Annotated in this window: 8 protein-coding genes; 4 read left to right on the forward strand and 4 right to left on the reverse strand. The window is 68.5% G+C overall.

Annotation, left to right across the window (positions count from 1 at the left end):
* Positions 1-126: 126 nt before the first annotated feature.
* A complete protein-coding gene (locus tag PWG71_RS22510) occupies positions 127-2667 on the forward strand; it encodes a M14 family zinc carboxypeptidase (RefSeq protein ID WP_274811932.1) in 2541 nt (846 codons plus the stop codon).
* 52 nt (positions 2668-2719) lie between these two features.
* Here the strand turns inward: PWG71_RS22510 and PWG71_RS22515 are convergent, their stop codons facing one another.
* On the reverse strand, positions 2720-2935 hold the full coding sequence (locus tag PWG71_RS22515) for a hypothetical protein (protein ID WP_274811933.1): 216 nt from the start codon (positions 2933-2935) through the stop codon (positions 2720-2722).
* A gap of 253 nt (positions 2936-3188) precedes the next feature.
* On the opposite strand from PWG71_RS22515, the gene PWG71_RS22520 reads away from it, so the two are divergent.
* Complete coding sequence (locus PWG71_RS22520; protein ID WP_274811934.1) at positions 3189-6248, forward strand: NACHT domain-containing protein; 3060 nt, start codon at positions 3189-3191, stop codon at positions 6246-6248.
* A gap of 550 nt (positions 6249-6798) precedes the next feature.
* Here PWG71_RS22520 and PWG71_RS22525 read toward each other — a convergent pair.
* On the reverse strand, positions 6799-7296 hold the full coding sequence (locus PWG71_RS22525; RefSeq protein ID WP_274811935.1) for a hypothetical protein: 498 nt from the start codon (positions 7294-7296) through the stop codon (positions 6799-6801).
* Between the two features lie 140 nt (positions 7297-7436).
* Here PWG71_RS22525 and PWG71_RS22530 point away from each other — a divergent pair, with 140 nt between their 5' ends.
* Entirely contained in the window at positions 7437-7898 is a 462-nt protein-coding gene (locus PWG71_RS22530; RefSeq protein ID WP_274811936.1) for a GNAT family N-acetyltransferase, read from the forward strand.
* Positions 7899-8027: 129 nt separating this feature from the next.
* Here the strand turns inward: PWG71_RS22530 and PWG71_RS22535 are convergent, their stop codons facing one another.
* Complete coding sequence (locus PWG71_RS22535) at positions 8028-8780, reverse strand: SDR family NAD(P)-dependent oxidoreductase (RefSeq protein WP_274811937.1); 753 nt, start codon at positions 8778-8780, stop codon at positions 8028-8030.
* 104 nt (positions 8781-8884) lie between these two features.
* On the opposite strand from PWG71_RS22535, the gene PWG71_RS22540 reads away from it, so the two are divergent.
* Positions 8885-12166 (forward strand): BTAD domain-containing putative transcriptional regulator, encoded by a 3282-nt coding sequence (locus PWG71_RS22540; protein ID WP_274811938.1) that lies wholly within the window; start codon positions 8885-8887, stop codon positions 12164-12166.
* Between the two features lie 282 nt (positions 12167-12448).
* Here the strand turns inward: PWG71_RS22540 and PWG71_RS22545 are convergent, their stop codons facing one another.
* Positions 12449-12796, reverse strand: coding sequence for a DUF3817 domain-containing protein (locus PWG71_RS22545; protein WP_274811939.1), 348 nt, complete (start codon positions 12794-12796; stop codon positions 12449-12451).
* Between the last annotated feature and the right edge of the window lie 216 nt (positions 12797-13012).

Raw genomic sequence — 13012 nt, forward strand, 5'->3', positions numbered from 1 at the left:
ATGCCAGGTCATGGGGCCGGTAACACGACCGGATGTCGCACGAAACGGTCTTTTCACCGCTGCACGTCTTGTCCGCCGGGCGACGCCCCGGTAGGAAGCAGGGGACGCCCCCCAGGAAGGACCCCCGTGTACCCATCCCCGCCCACCCACCGGCGTGCCGCGCTGACGGCCGTGGCCGCGGCGGTCGCCGCCGGCGTGCTCATCGCCCCGGCGCCCGCCCTGGCCGATCCCGCCCAGCGAGAACACGGCAACGGACCCGAACGCCACGACGTCGCCGCCACCCCGTTCCCGGCGCCCGCGCAGACCTTCGCCGCCCCCGCGCCCCGGGCGCCCGGCGTCGACGACACCGCCCCCTACCCGCGCCAGGGCGAACTCCCGGTCCACCCCGAGGACCCCGCCGACCACTCCATCAAGCTCGGCCTGACCCCGTACCACGAGCTCGCCCCGACCCTCAACGACCTCATGGAGACCTCCGACCGGGTCAGCGCCGAGGTCATCGGCACCAGCACCCGAGGGCGGGACCTCTACCTGGTCACGGTCACCGAACCGGAGAACCGGGCTCGGGCCGACCAACAGCGGCGGATGCGCGAACTCATCTCCGACGATCCCGCACGGGCCGACCGCGACCGCACCCTGCCCGACCGTTACAAGGCCCCGGTGCTGGTCAACGCCAACATCCACGGCAACGAGTGGGAGGGCACGGACGCCTCGCTGCGGGTCATCGAGGAGTTGGCGACGAGCGGGGACGCCGACACCGAGGAGATGCTGGAGGGGGCGCGGCTGTACTTCGTGCTCACCGCCAACCCCGACGGTCGGGTGGCGGGGACCCGGGCCAACGCGGCCGGGTTCGACCTCAACCGCGACTTCGTCACGGTGTCCCAGCCGGAGACCGCGGCGGTGCGCCAGGTGATGATCGACACCCAGCCGCTGGTCATGGTGGACCAGCACGGGTACGTCAACGGCACCCTCATCGAGCCGTGCACGCCCCCGCACGGCCAGAACTACGAGTACGACATCTTCATCGAGAACACGTACGAGAACGCGCTGAGGATGGAGGAGGCCGTCCTGGAGCTGGGGTACACGCCCGAGGACGACGGGGTGCTGCCGCCGCAGATCCCGTTCCGCGACAGCACCGACGGATGGGACGACTGGCCGCCCGTCTTCACCCCCATGTACGCCCCCTACCAGGGCGCGGTCGCCTCGGCCACGGTCGAGTTCCCGATGCGGGTGAACAACGCCGACTACGGGAACCTGCCCGAGGAGGAGCTGCGGCGGCGCGCGGCGATCAACACCGACATCTCCGCCGCCACCATCGAGGCCACCATCGACTTCGCCCGGGAGAACCGCGGGAAACTGGTCGGCGACCAGATCGAGGTCTTCCGTCGGGGCGCGGCCGGTGAGGAGCAGGTCGTGCCGCCCGAGGGGTGGGTGCCCGGGTTCGGTCCCGAGGACGTGTACACCACCGAGTTCCCGCGCGCCTACGTGCTGCCCGGTACCGACCGCGCCACCGCCCGGCTGGTCGACTTCCTCATCGCCAACGACGTCCGGGTGGGGCGCGCCGAGGAGTCGTTCACCGTGGCGGGAGAGGACTACCCGGCGGGCTCCCACGTGGTGGACATGCACCAGCCCAAACGCGGCATGGCCAACGTGCTGTTGGAGGCCGGCCGCGACATCAGCGACGACGTCGAGGCGATGTACGACATATCCGGCTGGAGTCACGGGCTCCTGTGGGGTGCCGAGGTCGATCCGGTCCAGGAGGCCGTCACGGTCGCGACCGCGCCGGTCACCGTGGCCGCGCCCACCGGGCGGGTGGACGCGCCCGACACGGCCGGCTGGCGGTTGACGGTGACCGACGGATCCGACGCGGCCGCCCTCAACGAGGTGCTCGCCACCGGGGCCGAGGTGACCTGGGCCGAGGGCGGCGCCGTCATCGCGCCCGAGGCCGCCGACGCGGTGGAAGGGGCCGCGGACCGCCACGGCTCGGTGTTCGAGGCCGCCGCCGAACCGGGCGACGCCGTCCTGGAACCGGTCACCGTGGCGGTGGCGGGCGCCGCCGACGAGGTCTTCACCCTGGACGCGCTCGGGTTCGACCTGGTGCCGGTGTCCACGGCGGTGCTCAACGCCGGATTCGACTGGTCGGAGGTGGACGTGCTCTACGCGGGCGCCGGTCTGACCTACACCGGCCTCAACGCCGACGCCCGCGCGGCCCTGGACGGGTTCCTGTCCTCCGGGGGCGGCCTGGTGGGCCGGGGCGCGACCGGCGCCCGCCTCAACGACCAGGCGGGACTGCTGGCGGCGACCCGGATCACGGGCCGCTCCGACGCCAACGGCGTGGTGGCCGTGACGGCGGGGGAGGGGGTGCTCACCGGGACCGGCGGGCACGCGTTCGTGTACTCGCCGGGCTGGTTCACCGGGCTCGGCGAGGGAGTGGCGGTGGAGCAGGCCTACGGCGACGACCCGCTCGTGGCCGGGTACTGGCGGCCCGCCGCCAACGGCTCCGGCGGGCCCGACGCGGCGGCCGGGCGGGCGTCGGTGATCAGCGGCACGGCCCAGGGCGCCCCGGTCGTGCTCTTCGGCACCGAGCCGATGTTCCGCCATCACCCCAAGGGCCTCTTCGGCCAGGTCGCCCAGTCCCTTTACTGGGCGTCGTCCACTCCGGGGAACTGAGTCCGCACGTGACGGGCCGCCCCGGGGTTCCCGGGGCGGCCCGGGGGCGGGGTCAGGAACCGTCGCAGTGGGCGGAGGCGCAGACGCCGTAGCCGGTGGCCCGCTCGCGGCCGGGCTCCTCGGGGCGCGGGCCGGCGGAGGCCTCCTCCGGGAGGTCGAGGTACCAGCGTTGGTCCCGGCCGAGGAGGACGCGGACCGGCCACCGCTGGGCCTCCGCGACCACCCGCACCACCCAGGTCTCCTCGACGCCGTCGCGGACACCGTCCACACGCACCGTGCCCGTTCAGGTGTCGGTGAACGAGACGACGAGCTGCGGCCCTCATCCTGGTCGCGGTGGCGCATCGAAGTGGCGATCAAGACACGGAATGCATCAAAAAGTCTTTTTTGTTTTATTTCACGCAAAAGACCCAAAATGCAAATAACACCCCATTGGGAGCATTTTGTGATTAATTATGGTGCGATCTCCTGGGAATCGATAAGATGGGCACGGTAAGCCGATCCAATGCCATGCCGGAGGTCCAGTGATCGACACGCCACGGGCGGTCTTCCTCCATATGATGTCCTCTTATTCTTCGGTCGCAGAACGTCCTCGAAGTGTCCATGAAGGGTTTTCCATTCTTGATTTCGAGTTCCGGTTTCTTGCATTTCTGGCTTCTTCCACGATTCGGTCTTCTGGCTTGCCGGATTCTGCCATTGGCAGGTCTCCTGGGCTTGGGGAATGGATTGGAGTGCTGCGTCGAACGGGATCGAAGCTGGAACAATGTCAGAATATTTCGGCATCCCGGGTGTGTCAGGCCGTCAGCGACGTTCTGAAAATCTATGACCAAGGTGTGTCTGAGGTCCCGGGAGAACTTCGCAATGTCAAGCGTCTCCGAGATCACATCAGTCATGGCGGCCCTCTGCCCACCGGACAGAATGAGCTGACTACCCTGGATAATCTCATAGAGTCTGTCTCTGGCATTATCATCGAATGTCTATCCGGGGCTGAGCTGTATATCTCTGAGGACCGCCAAGATTCATCGAAGCCGCGTCGTCCTTCATTTGTTTGGAATCAGGACGAAGTGGTGTTGTGGCCTTTCATGTACGTCACTGGAGAAAGTGAGTGGCATCTTTTCTCCAGATCCCGGGGGGCCAATCCCACATACCTCAGTTTCGGTGGAGTAAAAGTGTTCGCCACCACATCGGAAGAAACCATCATCAGTGCGCTTCACCCACTCCTCAAAGAAGGCATCAAGGAAAACAATGCATTGAATTATTTTGCCAAAGATGTCGAGCGAGATATTCAGGGATTCGCTGATGAGGATTCCTCTCCCGTGTACTCGGAAAGTGAACAGGGGTTTGAATTTTATTGGACCAAGGCAACCGGTGAAGGAACGGGAACCCAGCCTCGTCGGGACTACTTCCGTCTCGGACCCAACGACACAAGGCAATGGAGAGGCGAAGACGGATGGGTTTTGTACTCTGAATACTTGAGGTCACTGGCCAACTGGCGAGTCGTAGCCACACGTCTACGACAGAAATTGGAGCAGATCGAGACGCAACTCGCCAAAGAGGAGACCGAGACGCTGGGTTGGCCGCCGCGAGAATCAAATACTACCCGGATGGCCAAGGTCATCGTTTCTGACATGGACGGTAGTCACTCCCAGCCGGCCTGCACGTTCAACCAACTCATCGACGGGGTCGATGAGGATCTTCAAGCCAACCGAGGGCAAACCCAAGTGGTGTTCATCAACGGAGAGGCCGGTATCGGTAAGACCAGGGCCATGGTGAACGCAGCCAAGACTAGGGCTCAAACCGTTGAAAAGGCGCTGGAGGAAGGCCAGTCCTCGGATCAGGCCCTTTTTCTTTACGTCCGTTCCACCGGCCAGGTTCTCGATAGCCTGCCAACGGTGGTGTCGAGCGCGGTCGCGTCCACCCGGAATCTTACCGATGCCGGTGTGAAAGCTCTATGCCGCAATGGACTGATGACACTTCTCATCGATGGTTTCGATGAACTTCTGGGCGGCGTTGGTTATAGTGATGCCATCGGATCGCTGCGGCCGTGGCTCAACGAACTCGGAGGGCGTGGCGTGGTCGTCGTGTCCGCCCGCTCCTCGTACTACATGGGCCAGTACCGTTCTAGCGTGGAGCGTGCCAATAAGCAAGGACTTCCGCTCGTGCGCCACCGCATCGCGGAAGTGCAACGCTGGACTTTTGATGATGTCATTTCTTTTTTAGAAGATCATGGTGTCCATAAGGAAAATCTGGAACGCCTGTCAGATCATGATCTCCAGTTGCTCGGCCTCCCCTTCTTCGCTCGCGCTTTTGTTGAAATGATACTGTCGCCAAGCGAAAACGGCGCCGAATTTGGTACGCTCACCGAGCACTTGCTTAAAAAGTACGTTGAGCGCGAAGAGGGAAAGCTGACCCTGGGTCAGTCGGACAAAGCCCTGCTCAGTAGCTCAGAGCTTCGACGTATGTTCGAGTGCGTAGCCGAGTTCATGGCGAGCAATGAGGAGAGAGAAGCTGATATCAGTGAATTAGAACTTGCGGCCGAGAGTGCCATCGGTGAAGAACTCACGAGTCCCGGAAGGCGTCATTTAAAGCAGCGCCTTCCTGTGCTCTGCGGTATCACTTCCAGTTCGGATGAAACGTCTGCGTCCCGCTTCCGCTTCCAACATGAACTGTTCTTCGATCAGTTCTTGGCTGGTGCGGCAAGCCAGTATATCGAAGCCGGTCACGTCAATCTTTTCAGAACCATGCTGCAACAGTCCCACTGGAGATCAGCCACCGTCACAAGTGTAGTGGCCACGTCCGGTGCAGAGAAAATCGCTGAAGCCATTGAAGGATTTCTCCCGGGGATTTTCGAAGCCGAACGCCACAGAGAGTCAACCGTTGCCGCGACCAATCTGGGATCGCTCTGGTCCGCCATGGTACGTGAAACAAAAAGAATTCCTGGCGTTGACATCTCCAACGCCATCTTCACGGATGAGCTCGATCTTGGTGAAGTGCAGTTCGGTCATTTTCGCATGGTCCATTGCGAAGTTTCCTCGCTGGTCCTCCCGAGTGCTTCGGGATGGCATCTCGATCTCGAAGGTACCAGAATCAAGAAAATTCGTAGGGTGGGCCCCTCCGAAGATCTTTCTGGATTGAGAGGCGTGCGCCACGCTGATCTGATCGAGTTGCTTCTCCCCAGTGAGCTTTTTGATCGAAAAGAAAAAATCCTCACCGCGCTTCGAAAGCACGGAGCAGAAGTCGTGGACGCGGAGGAAGAATCCGATGTCTCCCCCACCGCCGATGTGCTGGCCGCGCGTCACTTCCTGACAAACTTTTCGAGAAAAGCAGAAATGTCAGTAATTCTGCGTCGCAATCATCAGGCGGAAGAAAACAGGCTGAAGTGGACCCAGGCTTACGGTCCGGATTATTGGAAGAATTTTGTCAGTGACTTGAGTTCAACAGAATTGGCTACGCTTGAAACTCTCGCTGCCAGTGGCGAGCCAAAAGTCAGGCTGCGATTGAAATGCAATGCCGCAGCGATCTTGGCCAACGATGGAACGCAGTCGGGCGTGCGTGAATTCTGGGACAGGGTTGAGAGCAGGTAAGAATTCATGCCACAACGCTTCGATGCCGATTGCCCCGGCTCGTTGATGGAAAATCCCTGAACCGGTAGCGGACGGGCGAAGGGCGTCGAGGATCAGAATGTCACCCGTGACCTCGGCGTCCTTCCGGCCGCACCCTACGTCCCTCTGGACGATGATGTGATCGCCTCTGTGAACCAGCGTCCTGGTCCGCCTACTCGCCGATGCCGAACGCCGCTGACTCCGTATGGGCCCACTGCCGGGTCGGCGCCTCTTTCGCCGCTTGCCCGACCCGAGTACACCGGGCACTCCGAGTCGGTCATGTTCACCGACCGGGCCGACCAGCCCGCCATATCCCAGCCCGGTAATGGAATCTGTGGCCGATGAGCGGTACCCCGTACCGGACGGGGCCTCACACACCATCCTGGAACGCTTTCTGCCCGGCGAGGTGCGCGCACGGGCACGACGCCTCTCACCACTGGTTCTGCGGGGTTGCACGCTGATGCTCGTCACGACCACTGATGGGCGGTGAACTCCTGCTCCCGGCCAATCCCGAGGAGTTGCGTGAACGTGATCAGGACCCGCACATACCGCTCGTCCAGGAACGCGCGTCGGAGTCGGGCTCCTCAGGGCGCGGGCCGGCGGAGGCCTCCTCCGGGAGGTCGAGGTACCAGCGTTGGTCCCGGCCGAGGAGGACGCGGACCGGCCACCGCTGGGCCTCCGCGACCACCCGCACCACCCAGGTCTCCTCGACGCCGTCGCGGACACCGTCCACACGCACCGTGCACATCGCGCCCAGCTGCTCCGACCACACGCCCTCGACCTCCAGGGCGGGGCCGCCGCCCTCCGCCGCCAGGGCCCGTTCGGCGTCCGCGCGCCCCGTACCCGGGCCGGTCAGGGCACGGATCGCCTCGGCGTCGTCCGCCGCCACCGCCTCGATGTAGGCCAGGACCATGACCTCCGGGTCGTCGCCACCACGGTTCAGGAAGGGCACGGCGATCAGGGCGCCGATCAGGGCGACGAGGACGGCCCCGGCCAGCGCGGGGAACAGAGGACGCGTTCTCTTCTTCACGTTCCCTTCCTATCCGTGCGGTGCCCCCCTGAAGCCCCGGTGTCCGATCGTGGCCGAAAACGAACCGTTCCGTCGGCGACGGGCGTTGGACGACGAGAACCCGTGGTGATCCGTCGGTGGTGGGATCTAGGGTGTCCGGCATGAACAGCTCATCCCTCCGCGCGGTGGAGATCACCCCCGAGAACGTCCGCGCCGCGATCAAGGTGCGGGTCCGCGAGGACCAGAACACGTTCGTCGCCCCCGTCGTCCACTCCCTCGCCGAGGCCTACGCCTCACGCGAGACCGCCTGGCCCCGACTGATCCTGGACGGGGACCGGCCCGTCGCGTTCGTCATGGCCGACTTCGACCCCGACGAGGACGAACCCGATCACCGTTGCGGGATCTGGCGGCTCAACGTCGCCGAGGGCGAACAGGGCAAGGGCTACGGCGGGTTCGCCGTGGAGACGGTCCTGGCGGAGGCCCGGCGTCGGGGCCAGAAGCGGGTGACCGTCTCGTGGGTGCCCGGCGAGGGATCCCCCGAGGACTTCTACCTCCGGCTCGGCTTCCGTAAGACCGGTCGGGTCGACGAGGGCGAGGTCGTCGGCGAGTTCCTCCTGGACTGAGGCGCGGCGACGCCCCGACAGGGCCCGAGCCGAACGGCCCGCCTCCCCGGAGAGGCGTCCGAGAACCGCTCGCCCGGCGGCGCCCGGCCCCCGTCCGCTCCGGGGCGCGCACCGGACGGACACGTCCGGTCATTGCAGACCCTGGCCCAGGCCTCCGTCCACCGCCAGTTCGACCCCGGTCGTGAAGGTCGCCTCGAACCCCAGGAACAGCACGGCTCGCGCCACCTCGGCGATGGTGCCGTGCCGCCCCATCGGGGTGGCCTCGTCGCCGATCCGCGCCATCTCCGCCTTCTCCGCCTCGGTGGCGCGGGTGAACCCGCCCGAGGGGGTGTGGACGAACCCGGGCGCCACCGCGTTCACCCGGATCCCGCGCGGCAGCAGTTCGGCGGCGAGCACCCGGGCGAACGCCATCACCGCGCCCTTGGTCCCGCTGTACACGGCCATGCCCGACGAACCGGTCGCGTTGGTGATCGAGGTGGTGAACACGATCGCCCCACCGTCGGCCAGCAGCGGCAGCAGCCGCTGCACGGTGAAGAACACCCCCTTGACGTTGATCGAGAACATCCAGTCGAAGGACTCCTCGGTGACCTCGGGGAACATCCCGAGTTCGGAGACGCCCACGTTGACGTGCAGGAGGTCGACACCGCCCAGCGTCCCCTCCACGGTCTCCGCGAGGGCGTCGGTCTCGGCCGGGTCGGCGACGTTCGCCCGTACCGCGTACACGTCCGGGCCCAGCCGACCGCGCACCGCCTCCAGGTTCTTCTCGTTGTTGCCGGTCAGCAGCACCCGGGCCCCGCCGGCGAGCAGTCCCTCCACCACGCCCAGGCCCATGCCGTGCGTCCCGCCGATGACCACGGCCCTGCGGTTCTCATAGACGCCCATGTCGGTCCCCGTTCCCTCTCACGGGGCGGCACCTCGCCGCCCCCGGTGGGATCACGATGTCGCCCTCCGCCACGGGTGTCCTACGGGAACGCTACGGTGAGCCCATGCGCTTCGGGGTGTTGGGTCCGCTGGAGGTACGGGCCGAGGACGGGACGCCCGTGCCCGTCCACGACACCAAGGTCCGCTCCCTCCTCGTGCTCCTGCTGCTGGCCCGGGGCCGCGTGGTCCCCACCGACCGGCTGATCCACGACCTGTGGGGGGAGGACCCGCCGGCCCGGCCCAGGGCCGTGCTCCAGGCCCGGGTCTCCCAGCTGCGCGGTGCCCTGGAACGCGCCGAGGCGGGGAGTCGCGCCCTGGTGCGGCACCGACCGCCCGGGTACCTGCTGGACACCGTCGAACTGGACCTCGCCCGATTCGAGGACCTGATCGACCGGGCCGGGGACACCGCCGATCCGCGCGGGCGCGTCGACCTGCTCACCCGGGCGCTGGACCTGTGGCGGGGGTCAGCCGCGGCCGGCTTCACCGACCTGGAGCCGGTCCGCGAGGCCGCCGCGCACCTGGAGGAACGGCGGCTGACCGCGTTGGAGGACCTCGCCGAGGCCCGCCTCGACCTGGGCGCGCACGTCGAACTCGCCGACGCCCTGGCCCCACCGGCCCGGGAGCACCCCTACCGTGAGCGGTTGCACGCCGCCCTGATCCGAGCCCTGTACGCCGCCGGCCGTCAGGGCGAGGCCCTGCGCCACTACGACCTGCTGCGCACCCGTCTGGCCGACGACCTGGGCGTGGACCCCGGGCCGGAACTGGTCGCCCTGCACCACGCGATCCTGGTCCATGACGACGGCCTGATCCCCGCGCCGCCCGCCGGGAACCTGCCCGCCGCCGTGGTGGACCTGGTGGGTCGCGACACGGAGGCGGCGGCCCTGCGCGACCTCCTGGACCGACACCGTCTGGTCACCGTCACCGGTCCCGGCGGGGTGGGCAAGACCAGCCTGGCCCTGGCGGTGGCGCGCGCCGTCGCCGCCGGCGACCCGGCCCGGCCGGTGGACCTGGCCGCCCTGGACTCCGAGGGAGACCCGGTGACCGCGTTGGCCACCGCGCTCGGCGTGCGCGACGGGGACGGGCCGCTCACCGGCCGGATCGGCGCGCTGCTGCGCGGACGGCGCGCCCTGCTGGTCCTGGACAACTGCGAGCATCTCGTCGAGGGGGTCGCCGACCTGGCGGCCCGGTTACTGGCGGGGGTGTCCGACCTGCGGATCCTGGCCACCTCCCAGGTACCCCTGTCGGTGGCGGGGGAGTACCTGTATCCGCTGGCGCCCCTGGACGTGCCCGTCGACGACACCCCGCGGGCGCTGGCCGCCTCGGGGGCGGCCCGCCTGTTCCTGGCCCGCGCCGAGGCCGCGGGCGCCAGGCCGGGCACCGACCCGGACACCGTCGCGGCGATCGCCGAGCTCTGTCGCCGCCTGGACGGCATCCCCCTGGCCCTGGAGCTGGCCGCCACCCGCCTGCGCCACCTGCGCGCGACCGACCTGGCGGCCCGTCTCGACGACCGGTTCGCCCTGCTGGGCGGGGGCCGCCGGGACGCGCCCGCCCGCCAGCGCACGCTGCGCGCCGCCATCGACTGGAGCTGGGAGCCCCTCACCGGCCCGGAGCGCGCCCTGCTGTCCCGGCTGGCGGTGTTCGCCGACGGCTGCGACCCGGCCGCCGTCGACACGGTCTGCGGGGGGTCGCCGGAACTCGTCGGCGCGCTCGTGGACCGGTCACTGGTGGTGACGACGACCCACGCGGAGGGGACCCGCTACCGGTTGCCGGAGTCGGTGGCGGCCTACGCCCTGGAACACCTGTCGGAGTCGGAGGAGGAGGGGACGCGCGCCCGCCACGCCGCCCACTTCGCCGCCGTGGCGGAGGACGCCGACGGTCGGCTGCGCGGTCCGGGACAGGCTCGGGCGCTCGCCCTCCTGGATCGGGAGAACGCCAACCTGCGCGCCGCCTCCGCGTTCGCCGCCCGGTCCGGCGACGCGCGCACCGCGCTGCGGCTGGTGGTCGCCCTGACCTGGTACCGCTTCCTGCGCGGCCGGGCGGGAGAGGCCCGCGCGGCCCTGGACACCGCCCTCGCCCTCCCGGACACCCCCGCCGGAACGACCGGCCGGTCCGCCGCGCCCGCCGGGGCCGTGACGTCGCAGGTGCCCGGGATGTCCGCTGACCCGGGGGCGGCCGGGGCCATCGGGTCCGTCGAGGGTACCGGGACCACCGGGGCCATCGGGTCCGTCGAGGGTACCGGGACCACCGGGGCCATCGGGTCCGTCGTGCCTGCCGGGTCTGTGGAAGCCGCCGGTGCCGCCGTGCTCGGGGCTCCCGCCGGGACGGGGGGTCCGCCGGGGGAGTCGCGGGCGCGGGCCACGGTGCTGCGGGCCGCGTTGGCGGTGCACGCCACCGACGACGAACGGTGGCGGGACGACGTCCACGACCACCTGAGACGGATCGGGGATCCGGTGGCCCGGGCGCGGCTGGCCTGGTTCGCCGAGTTCACCCGGTGGGCGCTCGGCGATCCGGCCGTCGCCACCGCCAGGGTCGCCGCCGCCCACGAGACGGCCCGAGAGGCCGGGGACCGCTGGGGCGCGGCCCTGTCACAGGTCACCCTCGCCCTGGCGGCCTTCGGGCGGGGCGACCTTTCCGAGGCCTCGGCCGCCGGCCGGGAGGCCGAGGCCCTCCTGCGCGACCTGGGCGACCCGTGGGGTCTCCTCCAGGCCTCCGACGTCCTGGCCCGGATCGCCGAGGCCCGGGGCGACCTGGACGACGCCGCCCGTCGCCACGAGGAGGGCCTGCGGATCGCCCAGGACCTGCGCCTGGACCTCGTCGTCTCCCGCCACCTGGCCGGGCTGGGGCGCGTCGCCCTGCTCACCGGTGACCTGGACCGCGCCGACGCCCTGCACGAACGCGCCCTGCGGTCGGCCGAGGAACAGGACGACGCGGTGGCCCGGCAGTTCGCCGACGCGGGCATCGCGCTGATCGCGCGTCGGCGCGGCGACCTGGACCGTGCCGAACGGTCGCTCACCCGCTGGCTGGAATGGAATCACCGCACCGACGGTCACGTCGGCGCGGCGTTCATCCTCGCCCAACTGGGCTATATCGCCGAACAGCGGGGGGAACCGGAGCGTGCCCTGGAATTGCACGCCCGTGGCCGGGAGCGGGCCCGTCTCAGCGGTGACCCCCGGGCCATCGCCCTGGCCCTGGAGGGCGAGGCCGGCGCCCGTTCCCTGGCGGGGGAGCACACGGCGGCCGCGGAGCTGCTGGCCCGTGCCGCCGGACTGCGCGAGAGCGCCGGCGCGCCGTTGACCGAGGTCGAACGCTGGGACGTGGACCGGGCCCTGGCACGCGTCCTCCCCTGACACGCCTCGGCCGCGTTCACGGGCGGGGGACGCGGCCGAGGCGCGGAAGACGATCGAAAGGGGACGCGGAACCCTTTCTGGCCGTTTCCACTCAGGGGCCGATGCGCGTGCGCGGGTGGCTTTCCCGGCATTCCCCCGGATCGCGACGGTCTTTATCGGAGGCCCTTCCCGAAAAGGCTTCTCCGGTGCCGCGCATTTCCTCGACCCGATGCCTTCCGCGTTGCGGGGAAAGAGCGAGGGCGACCTCTCCGTGAAGGCCGGCACCCCTGCTGGCGGGGCGGTTCAGCCCACGGTCTCCGGGACGGGCTCGGTGCCGAGGACCCGGGGCAGGCGTCCGCTGCGGTGCAGCCACAGGTCGGCGATCAGCGTGCACAGGGGCGGCACGGAGGCGGCCAGCGCCAGCAGGGTCGGCCACACGCCCCAGCGCAGATGGACGGCCGAGACCAGGCAGACGAGCACGTAGAGGACGAAGGCGATCCCGTGCAGCATGCCGAAGATCTCCACGCCCCGCTCGTTGCCGCTCCCGAGGTACTTGACGTACATGCCCGCCAGCAGGCCGACCCAGGTCAGGGCCTCGACGATGGCGATCACGCGGAAGGCGATCGTGTTCAGCAGGACTGCGATGTTCACGGGTTCCCTCTGGTCACGGTGGTGCGGACACGACCGATCCCGGTACACGGGTCCCGGGATCTGTCTCAGGCTAGATCACCGTTCCGGACGGCCGTTTCCGGGGGTCGGAGGTCCCCCTCTCGACCATCCCCTGCCGGGACAGGGTGTTCTTTCGAGTGACAACCACCTCACTTCGGGCGTGCTTCGGCGAGGTTTCGAGTGAGCACCCGAGTGGCC

Origin of the sequence: Nocardiopsis sp. N85 (assembly GCF_028882275.1) — a bacterium.
Classification (GTDB): Bacteria; Actinomycetota; Actinomycetes; order Streptosporangiales; family Streptosporangiaceae; genus Nocardiopsis; species Nocardiopsis lambiniae.

Coding starts and splice junctions, on each gene's coding strand:
- PWG71_RS22530 (WP_274811936.1), top strand. CDS start 7,437: ATGAACAGCTCATCCCTCCGCGCGGTGGAGATCACCCCCGAGAACGTC.
- PWG71_RS22535 (WP_274811937.1), bottom strand. CDS start 8,780: ATGGGCGTCTATGAGAACCGCAGGGCCGTGGTCATCGGCGGGACGCAC.
- PWG71_RS22540 (WP_274811938.1), top strand. CDS start 8,885: ATGCGCTTCGGGGTGTTGGGTCCGCTGGAGGTACGGGCCGAGGACGGG.